The sequence below is a fragment of the Granulicella sp. L60 genome, assembly GCF_009765825.1.
In the GTDB taxonomy this organism is placed as follows: domain Bacteria; phylum Acidobacteriota; class Terriglobia; order Terriglobales; family Acidobacteriaceae; genus Edaphobacter.
Genome location: NZ_LMUR01000010.1, coordinates 193,936 through 212,190, shown reverse-complemented (window position 1 = coordinate 212,190; position 18,255 = coordinate 193,936). Strand labels below are relative to the sequence as shown.

The following is an 18,255-nucleotide window of genomic DNA, read 5'->3' as shown; positions in this document are numbered from 1 at the left end:
CATCTCCCCTGGGTTTAGCTGCCGAGCCTTGTTTTGGAGTGGCTCGATTTCAGTTGGCGAACGCTTGTGGAGCAACAGCGGCGGGCTGAGTAACACGCGTGAGTCTAGCCGTTACGCGCATCGCGCCAGGCCAGACCCTGAGGCAGAACGGCAGTACAGCGCGCGCGAGTGCGTTGTTTAAGCCGTCGGCGGCGACTTCGGCAAGACGCATCTGGGGCAGCATTGCGGAGCGCAGTTTTGGCTGAAAGACGGGTGCCGGCTCCGCGGCAAGATAGGCAGCGGCAGCACGGCGGGCAGTATGCAGGGCGATGGATATGCCATCGCCGGTGAACGAGGGGATGACGGCTGCCTGATCGCCGATACAGTAGAGCCCATCCTCCGTCGTGCGGCGGATGTAACCGTACGGGATATGAGTGACGGTGATGGGTTTGTCGAGCAGCGGCTCGGCACCGTCAAGCCGCATCGCGAGGTGGGGACAGTCCTGCTGCACCTTGGCAAGGAGGCCCTCCCAGCGAAGACCAGCATGTGCAAAATACCGCCGTTGCACCACGCAGCAGAAATTCGTAATGCCGTCTTCCACCGGTTGGATGCCACCGTAGCCTCCAGCATAGAGCGTCAACTCGGAGGCGTCCGCCAGGTCAGCGGTCTGGGCGGCAGACAGTCGGTAATACATCTTGAAGGCGACCCATTGGAGAGGGTCCTTCGGGCGACCGTGGCCGCGCAGATCGTGTTTGCCCGTGGCAAGAAAGGCGGTTGGAGCTTCGTATACGGTGCCGTCGTCGAGAGTGGCCTGCCAGAGGTTGGCGGTCGCGCGGCTGAGCGACTGCACACCGTGACCACGCTTAACGCGGACTCCCGCGGCGATGGCTGCGGCGATGAGCGCTGTATCGAGCGCCTTGCGCGTAAGCGAGGCTGCGGGAAATGGCAGCGGAGCTTCCGCGGCGCGTCTGGCTGCGGCAAGGCGAACATAGTTGATGGGCACCGCGCCAAGGGAGGCCACCTCAATACCAAGTGCGTGCAAGTCTTCCAGGGCCTCACCGCTTAGGAATTCTCCGCAGACCTTATGGCGCGGTGTGGGCTCACGTTCGATCAGCGTGACGCTTCGTCCCTTTCGAGCGAGCGCGATCGAAGCCGCACAGCCTGCCACTCCACCACCGAGGACTAGTATTTCGTCTTGCAAAGCATTTCCTCCCAATTCACTGGATGTTCAATCAATTTGTAGTGAACTCCCTCTTTCCAGTAGACGTCCAGAAACCAGTTCGGCACGTCATTCTGTACAAATCGTCATTTTGGAGCCCATAGAGCGGAGGGGAAAGTCGTCTAAGGCATTAGAACGAGGGATTTGATGGAGCGAAGCAATTTCTTTGTAGACGCTTTCTTGGTGGTAATGTTGGGCACCGCAGCGCTGGCTGAACCAATTCCAGTAAGACATATCCAACGCCCGATGCATCGGTTTATGGTGGCGCGCTCCGAGGCTGGAAAGATCATTGCCAATGGCGAGTTTTCGCAGGTCGCGCAGGGCGATGAAGTGACGATGCGCCTGACCTATCACTTTGTGGATGGGTCGATTGACGATGAGACGACAACGTACAGGCAGCAGGGCACGTTTCGGTTAATACGCAACCATCACATACAGAATGGGCCATTCTTTGTGAAGCCAGTCGACTTTACGGTGGAAGCCGTCACCGGCATAGCGACCAGCCGCACGGAGGAGAAGGATGGGAAGATACACGTCGAGAGCCACCACATTGACCTGCCCGATGATCTGGCGAATGGATTCGTTGGAACCTTGCTGTTGAATCTGCCGCAAGGTGCGGCTCCGTTTCGCGTGGGGATGCTGGCGCCTGTTGCCGGAGGACGGTTGATTCAGCTCCTCATCTCTTCGGAAGGTGAGCAGCCGTTTCACACGACAGGACAGACACTCAAGGCGACGGTGTTTCGTATCCATCCGGAGTTGGGCGGCATCGTGGGAGTGATCGCGCGGCTGATCGGCCTGCAGCCCAAAGATGTGATGGTATGGGTTTTGGAAGGTCAGGAGCCTGCCGTAATGAGGATAGTCGGACAGCTAGGTGGTTACGGCCCTCTGGTCAGCTCGGATCTGGAAGGAATCAGCTTCGAGAAATAGGACATATTCAAAACCCATTTCTCAAATCTCATAATCCGTTGCCGGCGATCAGTCGCGACGAGTGGTGAGTTCGTGCCAGTTGAGGCCGAGATCGACGATCAGCAGGGATGCGAGAGTGAAAGCAATGACCCCGACTGCGGACAGGACGTCGCCGAGATGGCTCCAATATGCGGGCACGAGGTTCAGAACGCGGCTGGAGACGAAGGTAAAGGTGACGGCGTAGGAGCGAGCCATCCATTGGCGATGCTGGACGATTTGGCGGTTGCGCGCGCTGAGGAAGGCAGCGGTGGTGCAGACTATCCACGCCGCGGCCTGCATGGAGGTTCCGGGGAGACCCGGACGACCCCAGGCGAGAGCGATGCCTGTGAAGGAACCAACAAACACGGAGATGACGTAGATCCGGCCGAGGATGCGATGGAGTTGGAGGTGACGCTGTCGGATTCGCGAGGAGAAATTGATGGGACCGATCAGAAGAGCGAAGATTCCGGCGAGTGTATGCGGGATGAGTAGATGGCGGTCGGCAATGACCTGCAGACGGTAGGCGTGGTACATCGGATAGTCGGTGATGAGAAGCAATTCTGAGGTAATGAAGACGAAGAGTACGGTGAGACCAAGCGAGACCCAGAGAATAGTCTTGAATCTGGAACTGGTCGCTGGCAGAGTGGAAATTGGCATTATTCGTTGCTCAGATGGTTAGACGTGATGAGGTGCGCCATGAGGTCGACGGAGGCGAGAGGCTTTATCTCTCTTACTCTAACGAGACGCTTCAGAATCATCGACCTCATATCCACCGCCCCACGCACAACCGTCCAGGCCGCCACTTCTCTACGGTCACCGTCTCTCGCAGAAGCTCAGCCGCAGCCAGTAGGCTCACCCAATCCTCCTTCTGGAACGCCCGCCGGAACGACACCGGCCCATCATGCCGCACAAGCCAGTGCCAACGAACCCAACCAAACATCCGACTACTCCACTCCGCTCGCTCCAAATCATTGATAAACCAACCTACCCGCACGGTCGCTTCCATCCACCTCAGCAGAGCCACGATCTCCTCGTCCTCCAGATGATGTGCCAGCAGCGAGCTCACGACGATATCGACCGGATTCTTCGGTCGATACTCCAGAGCATCGCCGGTCACCCATTGGATTCCGAGCGCCTTTGGCGTGGACTCCGCTGCTGCACGCGCCGCATAAGGATTCAAGTCGATCCCGGTTAACTGCACAGCAATGCCCCGTCTCCTTGCCCAGCCTGCAATCTGCCGCAGTAGATCACCGCCACCACTGCCCACATCGACGATGTGTACTGGATCGCGCAATCCAAGCGGCAACCGCTCCAGCCAAGCCAGCGTCGGCCGATAACCCAGCAGCCAGCGATTGACCGTTTCCAGACTGCGCAGGCAGTCACGGAAATCCTCATAACTACAGTCACCATCCATCAGCTCCGGCAACTCATGTGGAGAGGCCCGCCGACTGAAGTCGATCTGTGCACTAGACCCCATGGAAGCGCATCGTCTCCGCCATCAACCCCGGCCCAAACGCCATCGCACACCCACGCTGCCCCGGGCGCGCTTGCTGCATGATTCGCTGCAACACAAACATCACCGTCGCCGACGACATGTTGCCGAAGCGCGACAACACTTCGCGCGACGCCGCCAGCGCATCGGCTGGCAGCTCCAGTCCCTCCTCGACTGCATCCAGTATCGACCGACCGCCTGGATGCACCGCCCACAGGTCGATGCCATCACGCTCGGCCATCAGTTCGCCTTCGTGCAGCGCGCGACCCAGCACTCCCGGTACCTGCCCGGAGAGCAGCATGTCGAAACCTAGCTCGCGAATCTTCCAGGTAATCAGCCCACGTGTCTCCGGCACCATCACCGCTTTGAAGCTGTCCAGCGCGAGACCCTGCTCGCGAGCAGTAATCAGGCTCGCCGCCGCGCCATCGGCAAAGACCAGGAAGGAGAGAACCTGCTCCAGCTTCTGCGTCTCCTGGAAGTGCAGCGTACACAGCTCAAGGTTGACCATCAGAACACCCGCCTTCGGATCTGAGCGCACAATGTGTCGCGCCAGCTTCAGCGCATTGATCGCGGCATAGCATCCCATGAATCCAACCATCGTGCGCTCCACGCTCGCCGAAAGCCCGAGGTGGTCGACGATCTCAAAGTCCAGCCCCGGCGCATAGAGCCCCGTGCAGCAGGTCACCAGCACATGCGTAATACCAGCGCATTCTTCCTCATTCAGCTCAAGCCGGCCCACGGCCCTCTTCATCAGCACCGGAGCGCTCTGCTCAAACAGTTCCATACGCCGCGCCGTGTTGGGAAAGTTATCTAGCCGATAAAACTCATTTGCGTTATGCGACGAGAATTGGCTGGAACCTTTCTGCGGATCGAGGAACGAATAGCGATGCGCGATATCGGCGCGGCTCACCATGCGACGGAAGACCGTGCGTAGCCGCGGGTCGGCAAGCATCTTCTCAGCGAAGACGACGAAGGTGTCGTGCACATCGTGCTCTGGTACGGCAGTGGCGATGCGGTTCAGGTAAGCCGTAGTCAAGCGGAATATATCCTCAGCCCGGATCATCGGGATTAAATGTCGCGTTTGTGTGTTGGGGAAGCTGGACCACGAAGAGACGACAATCCAGCAACAGTCGACTACTTGAGAGAACAGGCTCAGTATTCTCAATACACGCCTACTTGTTAAGACGAGACCTTGGTTCTTTTGATAGCACCTTGCAGGAGAGTAATAGGATGACGATTTGTTCATGAAAGCTCAGCGAATGATCAGGGTGAGGCCATTTAATCAGGTTCCGTCACACAATCGCTGTTCCTAGTATTCGAGAGAAAAGAAATGTCGTCGCGATTCAGCAGATGACAAGTTGTTCATCTTCTCGTCAGTGATGTAAGTAGTTAGCCCGGATAGAGCTCGTGAACCTCGAAATGGCTTACCATCACTCCATGCAACTCCTGCTTGTGGAGGATGACCTCGAGATCCAGGGCTTCCTGAAGCAATCGCTTACTGACGCGGGTTACGAAGTGGATGCCTCCAAGGATGGGCGCACTGCCGCGCAACTTGCGTCTGGAAAGAAGTATGACGTTCTGATCGTTGATCTTGGCCTTCCGGATCAAGATGGCATTGACCTGATTCTTCAGCTTCGACAATCTGGCGTAAGCAGCCCTGTATTGATACTTTCAGCCAGAAGATCAGTCGACGACAGAGTCAAGGGATTGGAACAAGGTGGCGACGACTACCTGACCAAACCCTTTGCTCTCGCCGAACTGCTGGCTCGGCTGCGCAACCTCTTGAGACGAAACCTGGCTGCGAGCGAAGAAGCCTCACGTTTGCGTGTACTGGACCTGGAACTGGACTTTGTCAGGCGTAGAGCCTCCCGTGGCGGCGAAGTTCTGAATCTAAGCCCACAGGAGTTTGTGCTCCTGGAGTACCTTTGTCGCCATGCTGGCAGAGTTGTCACTCGATCCATGCTTCTTTCTGAAGTATGGGGAATGCGAATTCAACCCGACACTAACGTTGTCGATGTGCATATCTACCGTTTGCGCGGCAAGGTGGATATTGAAGGCCGCGAGCCGCTGATCAAGACTTTGCGAGGTATTGGTTATGTCCTCAAAGACCGCTAATCCCATCATGCACAGTGCAGCATGGCGTATCTCCCTCTGGGCAACCCTAGCCTTTGCCATTGGAACAATGCTGGTTTTTGCGATGCTCCATCGCTTCGTAGCGAGCGATATTCAGCGTCGGAGCGACGCGTGGCTCACTGGAGAGGTGGCAGTACTCGGTGATGTAGCCGGGCGAACGCCAAAGGACCGCCTCTACGGTCGGGTAGTGAGAGAAGTCGCGGAACTTGCAAGTAGAGAGGTGCCAAACAAATTGCGCTCAAATGGCAATGAGAACGACTCGGTCTTCTTTCTTCAGGCCGGAGACGACGGTAATCTGAAACTTTGGGTAGGTGTCGGTGACGGGACACCGCACTTAGCCGCCATTCGCGCACTTAAGATCGTTTCCGATGTGCCTTACGACTTGAATGTCAAGGGATTCAAGCACCCCTTTCGGGTGGCGTCAGTGCGCATGGAGGATGGAAGCCACATCTATCTCGGCCTTTCGGAACGAGACGAATTGCGTGTACTCAGGAACCTCCGATTCCGCTTCCTCTGCATTTGGCTGCTCATCGTCTTGTTTGGCTTTGCGATCGTCTTCTACGCGACCCGACGTATGCTCAATTATGTCCGGGAGATCACTGAGGCCGCATCCAGAATTGGACAATCTGATTTGAGCAGTAGAGTTCCAACCAACAAGCGCAACGACGAAGTAGGGCATCTGGCGTTGACGCTCAACCACATGCTGGACCGGATAGAAAGCTCAATGCATCAGCTGCACACTATTACGGAGTCCCTTGCCCACGATCTTCGTAGCCCGTTGACGGCGATTCGGGGGAAACTGGAGATCGTTCTGTCGGGCGATCTAAAAGTCGAGCAGAGTGAGCCAATCGTCTCGGCCATCGATGAACTGGATCGACTGACAGAATTCCTGAATACTTCGCTCGACGTTGCTGAAGCGAAAGCTGATGCGCTGAGACTGTCGCGCATGGAAGTCGATCTCGACGAACTGCTTCGAGTCATGATTGACCTTTATGAGCCTTGTATGTCGGAGAAAGGACTTCGGGTCCATCTGCGCAGCGCCGGCTCTGTGACGGTACTGGCAGACGCAGCCCTCCTTCATCGGGTGATCGCAAACCTTCTCGATAACGAACTTAACCACTTGCCCGCGTCATGTACCGTTTCCATAAAACTTGGCGCAAGTGAGGACGCTGCGACGCTGATTGTGGAGGATGATGGTCCGGGATTTGCTTCGGAGATTGGCGTCCACATGTTCGAACAGAGGGTGAAAGGAAGAGACTCCAAGGGGCATGGCCTTGGGCTTGCATTTGTTGAAGCCGTGGTGCGCGCTCACGGAGGAAGTGTGACGGCGTCGAACCGTCCAGAAGGAGGGGCATTGCTGTCGATTTCCTGGCCTCGTGAGACCGGAGAGAAGATTGAAGCTCCTCACTCTCTGACACTAGTCAACAGGTAAGCACATGCAAGCCTTGCATACTTCGATATCGCAGCACAACACCGGTCGCTGGGGGAGACAGAAGCGTCGATGAATCGTCGTCATTACTCAAAGCTGATACTGTTCTTGCTTGTCGTGCTGAGCAGTTCACACCTGTGTGCACAGGGCCCTCCGTATCAAACCGACGATCCGGTGCCGGTGGACCTGCACCACTACGAGTTCTACATCTTCGGCAGTACTGACGGCACGCCGGTGGAGACGGACGGCACGCCGGTGGAGACAGACGCCACGGGCCCGGCTATCGAGTTCAATTGGGGCGCCATTCCTAGATTGCAGTTGCACACCATCTTGCCTCTGGGCGTAATTGCTCCTGCGAATAACCCAATTTATTCGCCCGGAGGGACAGGGCCGAGTGCGTTCGGTGTGATTGACCTGGAACTTGGCGCGAAGATCGCCATCATCAAAGAGTCCAAGTACATCCCGCAGATCGGCACCTTTACCATGTTTGAGCTGCCGACGGGTACCAAAGCGCCTGCGACTTCGGAGGCTTTACGAGGATTGGGATGATTGGGATCGAAATGGTCTTCGGTTGCAGGTTGACCTGGAAAGGCGTTCCCCATACCAGTCCCCGAGGTGATGATCAGAGGGCGGTCGGAGCCGACAAGCACATCGCCCATGGCCTCGATGACCTTTCGGTCTTGCTCGCAGATCGCAAGGAAGTTGGAAAAGTCGTGATTGAAGGCACAGTGGATGACGCCGTCCGATACAGCCGCTCCGCTGCGCATGCTTTCGAGGTCTTCAAGATTCCCTCGATGCACCTCGGCTCCGGCGGCAAGTAGAGTCTGAGCACCTACCTCCGACCGTGTCAGTCCCAGTACCTGGTGGCCCGCGTTGATGAGTTCCGGAACAATGGCTGAACCGATAAAGCCGGTGGCGCCGGTGAGAAAGATACGCATGATGGATTCTCCTTTTACTTCTTCTTCAGTTGAGTACTTGAGAGTTTCTCGTTGCTGATGAGAGGTCGCATTTGGGCCTGTCGGTATCTAGATGGAGCGTGCCGCGCCTACGATTTATGCTGAGGGTCCGTATTATTAGCTCAATCGTCCGAAGCCTGCTTAGTCGTGGCCGAATGCAGGAAAAGGGCACCATGCACAGATGATGGCTGCAGCAAAGGTGAAGGATTTTCAGAGCGGTCAGTTGGCGATCGGTAAGGAATTTGTTCGACGTAAAGGGCTCGAAGCAAGCTAACTATAGCCTTGGGTCGCCCAAGGCGGCTCCTTAGAGAGTTACTGACGTGATTGATCCCGAAGTACTTCAGCGCGCGTGTTCGCCCATCAACCACGCTCGTGCCATCTCCCAGCCGCGCCTGACGGTCTGAGGGGATACTGAAGCACCTCGGCCGTCTCTTCCACGATCAGGCAACCGAAGAGTACATCGTGTGAATTTGGCATGGCGAGGCGTTGCTACAACGAAGCAGTCTTAGTGGGAGCAGGCGAAACCCTTAGAGCGAATCACCGTCGGGTAATTACTTATTAAATGGTGAGCAGCTCCTCGTAAAATCCTCCAATTTCTTGTTCTCGATCCACAAAATGTATCTCCAAAATCCAATGGCGTCGCCGACCATCTTCGTCGGGCGAGCGCATTGGCAGGTTGCTCTTTGGATGCACGTAGAGCGTTACCTTATCGTCAGCGATTCTTTCGTGAGGAAATTGTCCGATGAGATGTCCAGCGATAGGCCCCCCAAACTCCCAGCCGTATCTCGCCGCGAGCGATTCGACATAATGGAATAGTTCTCGGCTGGTGATGTCCGGATGGTCTTTGAAGTATTGCTTCCCATCCTCGAACGCCGATTTGATGTCCTGACGCATCTTGAGTTTCAAGGGGTCAGAGCCGAGAACGAACGTCCGGCCAAAATCCGCTTCCCACTGTTCGAAGACAGGGCCAAGGTCTAGGAAGAGAATGTCATCTTCACCTATAGTGAGGTCAGGCGGATTATCATCATACGGAAGTAGGGTGTTTTTACCAGAGCGGACGATTCGCTTGTGCCAGTATGTCTTGATTCCATACAGATCATTAGCGAGGGCATAGATTTTAGCGTTGAGACTATTCTCGGTTATGCCCGGGCGAATCAGTCCGCTAGTTTCCACTTCGTGAAATAGCGCTTCTGCTTTTGTTTGAGCTTCCAGAAGTTTCCTCGCGCGCTGCTCTTCCGATACCGTCATCCTCGACTCCATAAAAAGAGATTGCCCCACTCCCGCAGACGAAACAGGATCAGGTTTTACTCTAAAGATATGCTAGATCTTCGACCCCATGTGAACGGAATTGATCTTGATGCTCAGACCCGTTGCACTCATTACAACAAGCCAGTCGATGTCATTGCGATCAAGATGAAGTGCTGTGGCACCTACTACGCGTGTAAGGACTGCCACGACGCACTAGCGGGTCATGCAATTGAAGTCTGGCCACAGGCGGAGTGGGACCAGCGTGCGATCCTGTGCGGGGCTTGTGGAACGGAACTGACCATCAGACAGTACCTGGAGTGCTCCGACCAGTGCCCTGCGTGTGGCGCGATGTTCAATCCAGGATGCCGAAGCCATTACCGCTTCTATTTTGAATATTAATGAAGGCGTCGGACTACCGATTCTCATGAGGTATAACTTCGGCCGAGTCCCAGTGCGGCCAGCCCCCTGCGGTAGGTAATGGAGCTGCGATCGGCTGCGAAGTGCGCCTCATCTTGCAAATTCAACGGCAGGTCTTCCGGGAACTGCCGTTCGACGATCTCCATATCTTCCGCAAAGACCTGGTAGTTGAAGTCGAGGGTCTGTTCTATCGGCGAGTCCTTATCGAAGTTGCGGCAGAGTGGGACGAAGAGACGCGTCTTTCGCGCAGAGACCGGGGACGCTGCATTCAGGATGTGAAGCTGGCCGCCGCCAGGAAAGGTCACGGTGAGTTTCGCAGTAAACGGCAGGAAGGTCTCGAATCGTCTGTGCCACTGAAAGTCGGACGGGGACAGGTGCTTATATCCATGGGCATAGTTGCTGACAGTGCTGATGTAGTCAGCCACAAATCCATGCTCCGTGATCGTCACTTTGTAGTCCGGCACAACCGGATTGTTGGGCTCGCCGAAGCTCTCTTTATGTATGAAGGCGAAGTGGCTGACGTCAAGAAATCCTTCGATCTGTCGCCCTGCTGCGGCTTTGATGTCGACGCTGTCGAGGCGAACCTGCAGATAATCCGGATCGTACCACTCGTCCATCTTCGGGAGAGTCCGCGCACCATCATCAACCAGGCGAACCCACACTAGGCCATAACGCTCTTGAGCCTGATACATGTCCAGCCGCAGTCGAGGCGAGATAGGTCCCCCAGGATGGGCGGGGATGCAGGTACAGCGGCCCTCACGGTCGTAACGCAGTCCATGATATTTGCAGATGATCTCGTCGCCCTCAACGTGGCCAAGACTTAGCGGAACTCCGCGGTGATAGCAGATATCGCGAGCAGCAGACACAGAGCCATCTGAAAGGCGGTAAATAACGACGCGCTCGTCCAGCAGCCGCGTGGCAAGAGGCTTATCCGTCACTTCGTGCGAGTGGGCTACGGGATACCAAAAGGGAGCTAGTGCTCGCCAGTCGGTCTCGGTGAAGGTGCACTCTCGTGGCAGAGCGGCGGCTCTCGGCAGATCGGAGGCCAGAAGTTCAGAGGCCGGAACGAAGGATCTTGATGTCGCCATGAATCATTATGGGCGCAGGACTACCTCCAAATCAATCGGAGGCAGGATTAAGCGGTCTTTATGAACCGCATTGCAGCTGAGTTCATGCAATAGCGCAGACCGGTTGGACGGGGGCCGTCGTCGAACACGTGACCAAGATGAGCATCGCACTCGCGGCAAGAGACAGCAGTGCGCTCCATCCCAAGGGTCGTATCACGAATCTCGACGATATTTTCTTTGGCAATGGGTTGCCAGAAACTTGGCCAGCCTGTGCCGGATTCAAACTTGGTCTCTGAGCTGAAGACGGCGTTGTCGCAGCAGATGCAGCGATAAAAACCGTGATCGTGGTTATTCCAGGTGCTGCCGCTATAGGGACGCTCCGTGCCCGCACGCCGGGCCACATCGAAGGAGATTGGGGCAAGCTTCTGTTTCCATTCGGCGTCGGATCTAACAACACGCGGAATAGTGACCTTTCCGATAGGTTTCCCTGCATCAGAAAACTGAACAACGGTGACAGTTCCTTGAGTTCCAGCACCTGCACCCGCCGCAAACGCGAGAGATGGGCGCCATGACGCGAAGCTGGCAAAACCGACTGCGCTGGCTGCTGCGATCAGAAACATGCGGCGATCGGGTCGCTGCATGCAACGAGTTTCTCTATTCAAAAGCTGCGATAGTTTAGGCAAATTGTTGGTCATACGAACTCCCTTATAAATACGATCACGATACTTGGGCGGATGTGTTATCCGAAGGTGAATGAGTAAGCCTGGACGCCAGGGGCAAGAAACTCTATCTTGAAGGTTTGATCCTGGATTGCGCCATGCTGCCGGATCAACTGGTAGAGGCGATCTTCGGTTACCGTGCCGTAGCCATCCGCATCCGTATCCATTCCATGATCCGCGCCGGGAGCTTTGCCGTCGATGGTAACGCGGAAGCGGATTGGCTTTCCGGCTTTTGATGGCCCGAGAACCAAGTGGAGATCGCGAGCGTGAAAGCGGTAGACGATGGCACTGGAGGGAGCAAGCGATGTAGCAATCTGGCGCTCGTCCTGCCACTTGCCGGCAAACGCCCACTCGTTCAATTTGAGATTGGCAGGCGCTTCGTAGACCTGCGGCTCATTCTGGCTAAAGCCGCCCGGAGAGGCGAAGTTTTCAGCCCGGTGATACCCGATGTAGGTCTCTGGAGATTGAACATCACCGGAGTCTGCTGCGGCTTCAGCGCCGGATGCGGCGATCTGAGTAGTACTGCCGGGTAACGGCTTGTGATTTGCCTCTTCGAGGAGAGTGCGAATCCAGCCCTCCGATTGCTCATAGGAACCTTCGCCGAAGTGATGGTAGCGAACCTTCCCGGTGGCGTCGATGAAGTAGTGCGCGGGCCAGTATTCGTTGTTGAAACTGCGCCAGATGCGGTAGTCATTATCCATCGCGACAGGATAGGTGACGCCGAGATCACGGACGGCCTTGCGGACGTTCGATTCATCTTTCTCGAAAGGAAATTCTGGCGTATGCACACCGATGATGACAAGTCCGCTGTCTTTGTACTTTTCGTTCCACGCCTTGATGTAAGGCAGCGTTCGCAAGCAGTTGATACAGGAGTACGTCCAGAAGTCGACCAGCACAACTTTGCCGCGCAGAGATGCCAGCGTGAGAGGTTGAGAGTTGATCCACGCTGTTGCGCCGGAGAGATCAGCAGTTGGCAAAGTTTCGGCAGCAGAAGCGCCTCCCGCCGCCATCATGGCATTGTTTGCCGACATCGCAGGCTGGTTGCCAGCCATCATTGCATTGTTCCCTGCCATCATCGCATTGCTTGGAGCCATTGCCTGATCTTTGGAGGCGATCTCTGCAGTCTGAGGATGGAAGCGGTCGACGAGTCGCTGTTCCAGATTCGCGGTGCTGGAGAGGGAGAGACGAGTGAGGATTCCCCGGTCAAGACCGAACGCCACCGCGATAACTCCTGCGAGGACAGCGACACCAAGGATGCGACGAATCCACTCTTCTGCGCCAAGCGAACTCTTCATCGCCGCGAAGACTTTACCACCTGCGAGCAGCGCGACGGTAAGCGAGGTCGCAGCACCCGCAGCATAGGCGAGGAGAAGGAAAACAGTATGAACGCTTGCTCCTCCAAGAGCTGCGCCAGTGAGAATTAGCCCGAGAATCGGTCCCGCGCAAGGTGCCCAGAGCAGCCCGGTTCCGATGCCGAGCAGGAAGGAGTTGGCCGTGCTTGGGCCGGAGCTGGTATCTCGAGAAAGCCTGTTGCCGAGCTGGACGAACGGGCGGGAGATATGTTCGGCGAGAGAGGAGAAGAGAAGGCTGAGGCCGAAGATTCCAAAGAGAATGAGCGCGGCGATTCGACCAAACTGGTTTGCACGCACGGCCCATCCACCGCCTACAGTGGCAAGACTGGCGACTAGCGCGAACGTTAAAGCCATACCCGCCAATAGAGGCAAGCCGCTCTTGCGAAAGGGTTGGTCGGATCGTGCAAAGACAAATGGCAGCACTGGAAGGATGCACGGGCTGAGGATGGTGAGAATTCCACCAAAGTATGCCAGGAAAAGCAAAAGCATGATTCTCACCAACTCCTTGTCCAACTATCGCCGGAGAAACGAAACAACCGGGCCTTGCTAAATATCAGACTGCGAAACTCCCACATAGGTTACGGATGGAGGGTTGCTTTGGTTTGCCGGACGACCATTCAGCCGGGATGCTGCTCGATGTATCTGCCAACGATGCGAACCGTCTCCTCAAGAAAGACCCGATCTTCGTCTGTAAATGCGGCGGGATCGTGACTGTCGATGTCTATCTCGCCGATGACCTTGCCTCGGGCATAGATGGGAACGACGATCTCGGATTTGGTTTTGATTGAGCACGATAGGTAACGGGGATCGGAGTTGACATCGTCGACAATGACCGTCTCACCCGTTGCAACGGCAGCTCCGCAGATGCCTTCTGATACCGGAATACGAGTATGTGGCGTAGGATCGCCGACGAAGGGGCCGACGACGAGTGTTTCAGGGTCGTCTGGGTCGAGCATATAGAACCCGGTCCAACTGTAATGAGGAAGGTCCTGTGCCATTCCTTCGACGACGCCTTGCTGCAAAGCATGGAAGGAGACGGCGGACAGGGCAAGGCGGCTAAACCGCTCCAACAACATAGATCGAACCGTAGAAAGTGGTGTCTTCGACATAGTCTTAGTATCTAACAAGACCAAGCTGCAAGCCGACCAATAAGCATCACATCAGTGCAATACTCAGGGTGAATTATGCCAACCAAGGATGGCCTGCCAACGTGGACGCGCCAATCGACCGACCGAAGTAAAAGGTCCACCTCTGAAACCACCGTGAATCGGTTCATCGGGAACCAAGTCCAAACGACGACAGATACGCTCGCGGTTGAAGAGCCGCTTGAACTGCAACTTGCTTACGGTCCGCTCGGGTCTCGTCAGATGAAGTCGATCTCAGTGACCATGCGTACTCCGGGCCACGACTTCGAGCTGGTTGCGGGCTTTCTCCTGACCGAAGGTATCGTCAGTGATTCTGCAGACATAAGCGAAATCAGCTATGTTACAGGCCCTTCCAATGAAGTCCGGGTTACACCGGTGGCTCCGAATGCGACAGTTCTTCCTTATCAACCCGAGCGGAATGTCGTTCGGGTCGATCTTGCCCCGGATGTAGCGGTCAGCATGGCGAACCTTGAGCGCAACTTCTACACCACCTCCAGTTGCGGTATTTGCGGAAAGGCGTCCCTTCTGGCGCTGCGTGCCGTCTGCCCACCGCGTGCAGCAAATACCTTAAAGGTCGCAGCTAATCTCCTTTATTTACTTCCTGACAGGCTTAGAGCGAGCCAGGACGTATTTGAAAGGACAGGAGGCTTACACGCTTCGGGACTTTTCGATGCCGAAGGGCACCTTCACTCCATCCGAGAGGATGTTGGGCGTCATAATGCGGTGGACAAACTCATCGGAGCGGAGTTTCTTGCCGACCGCACTCCGCTGCGCGACCGCATACTTTTATTGTCCGGCAGGGCCAGCTTCGAGCTACTTCAGAAAGCGCTTATGGGCGGCATTTCGATGGTCGTCTCAGTTGGAGCACCTTCGAGTCTCGCGGTTCAGGTGGCAAAGGAGTTCGATATCACACTGATCGGATTTCTGAGAGGTGACCGCTTCAACGTCTATCACGGTACAGAGCGCATCTCTGTGGACTCGTAACCTAGACGACATGAAGCGTTGCTATGATGCGTAGTGCGATTTGCCGCGGCCTCGACCATTCCCTCGGAGTCGCTTTACCTGGCCGACAAGACATCGGAGCAACCAGGCAGCTAATACCCGGTCAGCCGGATGCCATAAGTCGAAACCGCAAGAGGCTAAAGGCTGCTAATCTGAACCGAAGATGTACGAGACTCATTTCGGTATGCATCTGCATGACCACCGACTTGACAAGAATGCATCAATTCGTGATCCACATAGCACGGAGATCAAAAGCAAGGAGATTTGACTATGCCCAAATTAACTGCAAGACGGCTTGCCGTTTGTATCACATTCTTCGCGGGCCTTGCACAGGCTGTATATGCCGCTGAAATTCTTATCGTTGACGCAAAGTCTCAGCCAGAGAGTTTGACTGTCGCACCGGGTGGAATCCTGATCGTCGGCAGCGCGAGCACACCGTTCGTCTATAAGGTGCACCCGGGTTCGGCTACTGCCGAGAAGTTCGTTGATGCCAGCGCTGAAGGTGCGGGCACCTTTTTCTTCGGCATGCTTGCCGATACCGCTACCAACACGTTATGGACGTGTCAACTAACCCCGGTGCCGGGCACAACGCCTGTTAAGCGCCATACCGCCCTGAGGGGTTTTGATCTCTCCACTGGCGCACAAAAACTGCGTTGGAACCTGCCTGGTGACAACAGTACCTGCAACGATTTCTCGATCGGACCGGACAAGGCACTTTACATCAGCGATACCGCCAACGGGAGGATCTATAAGCTGCCGGCCGGTGCTGCCTCTGCCGAACTGTTTCTGGAAGACCGCATGCTCAACGGCGTTGACGGAATTACCTTCTTGGACGGCACGCTCTACGTGAACAACGTGATCTTTAACAAGCTCTACCGCATCCCTGTGGACGCTGCCGGCAAGGCCGGACAACCTGTCGATATCTGGATGGATCAGCCCGTGAAAGGGCCGGATGGCATGCGCGCAGTCAATGGAAAGCTGCTCCTTGCTGAGAATGGTAGTGGCAAGATTTCATTGATTACTGTCAGTGGCGATAAGGCGAGCGTCACTGTAATCAAGGAAGGGCTCAAGACACCCACCGCAGTCGAGCCTGCGGGAGATGTAATCTGGATCGCCGAACGAGGCGCCGGCAAGGCAGTGTCGATTCCGATGCCGAAATGATATAGAGATTGAGAACAATTCTTGCTCGCGATTGTCAATTACGCGGAGGCTCGCAATCTTGAAATCCTCCGGTAAAGTACGCCGCTAACAAATGCTTCGAGGCTACTTAATCGTTATCAGTCTGATGTATTCGAGCTTTGAATACCAGTATCTCCGCGACTCGCGGGTGTGAGGTCAAGGATCGTCCACAAAGGATCGAGGTTTGGCCCCGGGCGGGTACTGGGATCAATCGTTCTTTCGTGTTTTGTAAATAACATGTACGCCTATCTCTTCGCAGGCCGGCCTCTCATTACTGGGCCGGCCTAGTCTTGGCATTTCGCTACTGCTTAGGGCTATTGCCGATTGAGTTAAGATCGGCGATCGTTTCGGGAGGAAGCTGTAGCGTTGCGGCACTGAGATTCTCACGAAGATGTGAAGTGGAAGACGTCCCCGGAATCAGTAAGATGTTAGTAGAGCGCTGAAGAAGCCACGCAAGTGCCACCTGCATGGGTGTGGCTTGTACTGAAGCAGCTACTGCGTCGAGCAAAGACGACTGTAATGGATTGAACCCTCCCAGCGGGAAAAACGGCACATACGCTATGCCTTGCTTCGCAAGGTCATCAATAACGCCATCATCACTGCGGTGCGCCACGTTGTAAAGATTCTGCACGCAGACGATCTCAGAGATCTTTTGTCCCTCAGCTAATTGTTTAGGACTGACGTTGCTCAGTCCGATATGACAAATGAGTCCCTGACGCTTGAGTTCCGCGAGGACACTCATTGGCTCTTCGATGGAACCCTCAGATGGCCCCATCACTCCTCCGACCCGCAAATTGACGACGTCGAGCCTGTCAAGCCCCAGGTTTCGGAGATTGTCATGAACGGCATCAATTAGTTCCTGCCGTGAAAGAGCATGTATCCACGACTTGTCCTCACCGCGGCGAGCACCCACCTTCGTTACGATGATCAAATCATCCGAATATGGGTGGAGTGCCTGCTTGATGATCTGATTCGTCACATGCGGCCCATAAAAGTCACTGGTGTCTATGTGGTTCACGCCAGCCGCAACCGCGTCACGCAGGATTTTAGCCGCGCTGTGAACATCACGCGGCGGTCCCCATACCTGTGGACCGGCAAGTTGCATCGCGCCATAGCCCATACGGTTCAAGGTCAAAGAAGTCTTCGGAAGTGTGAAGCTACCGCCAAGGTCCATCTGTTTCGTCATTCTGTTTCTCCTCTGTCTGTTCGTGACCTGCAATAATCGTGTTTATCTATGGTTAGATGAAGAAAGCCTCAGGTTAGGAGTTCGCATTTGCCTCAGCATTCCAATGTGGTCCTAGAGCCCCGTAAATCGCCCGTTCAAGCGCGATCGGCTGCCAGTGTTGATGCCATTCTCGAAGCAACCATTCAGGTTCTGCTCAATGTAGGCAAGGAGCGCCTGACTACGACAAGAGTAGCGTTGCGAGCCGGGGTGTCTGTCGGAACCTTATATCAGTACTTTCCAAATAAGAGCGCACTCCTGCAGGCTGCCTTGAAGCGCCATCTCGACTCTGTTACAGAGGAAGTGGAGAGAGTCTGCCTGGAGCAAAGGGGAAACGCGCTCCAGCGCATGGCGACAGCTCTCATCACCGCCTTCCTAGAAGCGAAGATGAGCGATGTGAAAGAGAGTGTCGCTCTCTATTCCGTAAGCTCCGATGTGGATGGGACGAAGATCCTCCAGCAGACGGGAGCGCGCTCCAACAAAGCGATTGTTGGCATGCTGGCAGCCGCCAGCGAACCGCTCACGAGAGACCCGCAACTCATAGCTTCTATGCTGCAGGGTGCCATGGCCGGGATAAGCCGAAGACTACTCGAGTCTGGAGCGCCCGAGAAGCAATTAGACAGTTTGAAGAAAGAACTCATCTTCTTCGCGTGTGCGTACCTGGAAGCATGCTCAGCGCGGTCGTAAGTTTAGGAAGCAGACGCTTGAACTGAACGCTCGGCGGACGAGACACAAGGCAATTTATATACTC

Annotated in this window: 18 protein-coding genes and 1 pseudogene; 8 read left to right on the top strand and 11 right to left on the bottom strand. The window is 55.5% G+C overall.

The genetic code is table 11. The features are described from left to right. Window positions 1-49: 49 nt before the first annotated feature. Complete coding sequence (locus tag GSQ82_RS04170) at window positions 50-1,180, bottom strand: NAD(P)/FAD-dependent oxidoreductase (protein ID WP_158790752.1); 1,131 nt, start codon at window positions 1,178-1,180, stop codon at window positions 50-52. Window positions 1,181-1,444: 264 nt separating this feature from the next. On the opposite strand from GSQ82_RS04170, the gene GSQ82_RS04165 reads away from it, so the two are divergent. Next, window positions 1,445-2,125, top strand: a complete 681-nt coding sequence (locus GSQ82_RS04165; RefSeq protein ID WP_254061417.1) for a hypothetical protein — start codon at window positions 1,445-1,447, stop codon at window positions 2,123-2,125. Window positions 2,126-2,173: 48 nt separating this feature from the next. On the opposite strand, the gene GSQ82_RS04160 is transcribed toward GSQ82_RS04165, so the two are convergent. From GSQ82_RS04160 to GSQ82_RS04150, 3 genes are all read right to left on the bottom strand, one after another. Further along, window positions 2,174-2,800 carry a DUF2306 domain-containing protein gene (locus GSQ82_RS04160; protein WP_158790751.1) on the bottom strand — a complete coding sequence of 209 codons (627 nt, stop codon included), beginning with the start codon at window positions 2,798-2,800 and terminating at the stop codon, window positions 2,174-2,176. Window positions 2,801-2,906: 106 nt separating this feature from the next. Next, window positions 2,907-3,620 (bottom strand): methyltransferase domain-containing protein, encoded by a 714-nt coding sequence (locus tag GSQ82_RS04155; RefSeq protein WP_158790750.1) that lies wholly within the window; start codon window positions 3,618-3,620, stop codon window positions 2,907-2,909. Then, window positions 3,610-4,671, bottom strand: coding sequence for a type III polyketide synthase (locus GSQ82_RS04150; protein WP_158790749.1), 1,062 nt, complete (start codon window positions 4,669-4,671; stop codon window positions 3,610-3,612). Before GSQ82_RS04150 ends, GSQ82_RS04155 begins: the two co-directional genes overlap by 11 nt. A gap of 401 nt (window positions 4,672-5,072) precedes the next feature. Here GSQ82_RS04150 and GSQ82_RS04145 point away from each other — a divergent pair, with 401 nt between their 5' ends. Further along, entirely contained in the window at window positions 5,073-5,750 is a 678-nt protein-coding gene (locus GSQ82_RS04145) for a response regulator transcription factor (RefSeq protein ID WP_158791287.1), read from the top strand. Next, on the top strand, window positions 5,731-7,200 hold the full coding sequence (locus tag GSQ82_RS04140; protein WP_158790748.1) for an ATP-binding protein: 1,470 nt from the start codon (window positions 5,731-5,733) through the stop codon (window positions 7,198-7,200). The genes GSQ82_RS04145 and GSQ82_RS04140 overlap by 20 nt, the downstream gene beginning before the upstream one ends. A gap of 365 nt (window positions 7,201-7,565) precedes the next feature. Here the strand turns inward: GSQ82_RS04140 and GSQ82_RS04135 are convergent, their stop codons facing one another. Together GSQ82_RS04135 and GSQ82_RS04130 are read right to left on the bottom strand one after the other, a co-directional pair. After that, entirely contained in the window at window positions 7,566-8,135 is a 570-nt protein-coding gene (locus GSQ82_RS04135; protein ID WP_254061415.1) for an NAD-dependent epimerase/dehydratase family protein, read from the bottom strand. Between the two features lie 576 nt (window positions 8,136-8,711). Further along, window positions 8,712-9,401: a M24 family metallopeptidase gene (locus GSQ82_RS04130; protein ID WP_158790747.1), complete on the bottom strand. Its 690-nt coding sequence runs from the start codon at window positions 9,399-9,401 to the stop codon at window positions 8,712-8,714. Window positions 9,402-9,470: 69 nt separating this feature from the next. On the opposite strand from GSQ82_RS04130, the gene GSQ82_RS04125 reads away from it, so the two are divergent. Continuing rightward, a complete protein-coding gene (locus tag GSQ82_RS04125) occupies window positions 9,471-9,800 on the top strand; it encodes a CHY zinc finger protein (protein ID WP_158790746.1) in 330 nt (109 codons plus the stop codon). Window positions 9,801-9,823: 23 nt separating this feature from the next. On the opposite strand, the gene GSQ82_RS04120 is transcribed toward GSQ82_RS04125, so the two are convergent. From GSQ82_RS04120 to GSQ82_RS04105, 4 genes are all read right to left on the bottom strand, one after another. After that, window positions 9,824-10,906, bottom strand: coding sequence for an aromatic ring-hydroxylating dioxygenase subunit alpha (locus GSQ82_RS04120; RefSeq protein ID WP_158790745.1), 1,083 nt, complete (start codon window positions 10,904-10,906; stop codon window positions 9,824-9,826). 47 nt (window positions 10,907-10,953) lie between these two features. Continuing rightward, window positions 10,954-11,580, bottom strand: a complete 627-nt coding sequence (msrB, locus tag GSQ82_RS04115) for a peptide-methionine (R)-S-oxide reductase MsrB (RefSeq protein WP_254061414.1) — start codon at window positions 11,578-11,580, stop codon at window positions 10,954-10,956. A gap of 44 nt (window positions 11,581-11,624) precedes the next feature. Further along, the gene (locus GSQ82_RS04110; protein WP_158790744.1) at window positions 11,625-13,445 is read right to left on the bottom strand and encodes a cytochrome c biogenesis protein DipZ; all 1,821 of its coding nucleotides are present in this window, start codon (window positions 13,443-13,445) and stop codon (window positions 11,625-11,627) included. 128 nt (window positions 13,446-13,573) lie between these two features. Then, window positions 13,574-14,065 (bottom strand): GAF domain-containing protein, encoded by a 492-nt coding sequence (locus GSQ82_RS04105; protein ID WP_158790743.1) that lies wholly within the window; start codon window positions 14,063-14,065, stop codon window positions 13,574-13,576. Window positions 14,066-14,218: 153 nt separating this feature from the next. On the opposite strand from GSQ82_RS04105, the gene fdhD reads away from it, so the two are divergent. Together fdhD and GSQ82_RS04095 are read left to right on the top strand one after the other, a co-directional pair. After that, window positions 14,219-15,085 carry a formate dehydrogenase accessory sulfurtransferase FdhD gene (fdhD, locus tag GSQ82_RS04100; protein ID WP_254061413.1) on the top strand — a complete coding sequence of 289 codons (867 nt, stop codon included), beginning with the start codon at window positions 14,219-14,221 and terminating at the stop codon, window positions 15,083-15,085. Window positions 15,086-15,373: 288 nt separating this feature from the next. Then, on the top strand, window positions 15,374-16,264 hold the full coding sequence (locus tag GSQ82_RS04095; protein ID WP_158790741.1) for an SMP-30/gluconolactonase/LRE family protein: 891 nt from the start codon (window positions 15,374-15,376) through the stop codon (window positions 16,262-16,264). Window positions 16,265-16,583: 319 nt separating this feature from the next. Here GSQ82_RS04095 and GSQ82_RS04090 read toward each other — a convergent pair whose 3' ends face one another. Next, the gene (locus GSQ82_RS04090) at window positions 16,584-17,468 is read right to left on the bottom strand and encodes an aldo/keto reductase family oxidoreductase (protein ID WP_158790740.1); all 885 of its coding nucleotides are present in this window, start codon (window positions 17,466-17,468) and stop codon (window positions 16,584-16,586) included. Between the two features lie 105 nt (window positions 17,469-17,573). Between GSQ82_RS04090 and GSQ82_RS25545 the strand changes: the two are divergent. Beyond that, window positions 17,574-17,762: pseudogene (locus tag GSQ82_RS25545) on the top strand (TetR/AcrR family transcriptional regulator); the annotation flags it as partial. 90 nt (window positions 17,763-17,852) lie between these two features. After that, on the top strand, window positions 17,853-18,191 hold the full coding sequence (locus tag GSQ82_RS25540; protein WP_371417162.1) for a hypothetical protein: 339 nt from the start codon (window positions 17,853-17,855) through the stop codon (window positions 18,189-18,191). The last annotated feature ends 64 nt before the right edge of the window (window positions 18,192-18,255 follow it).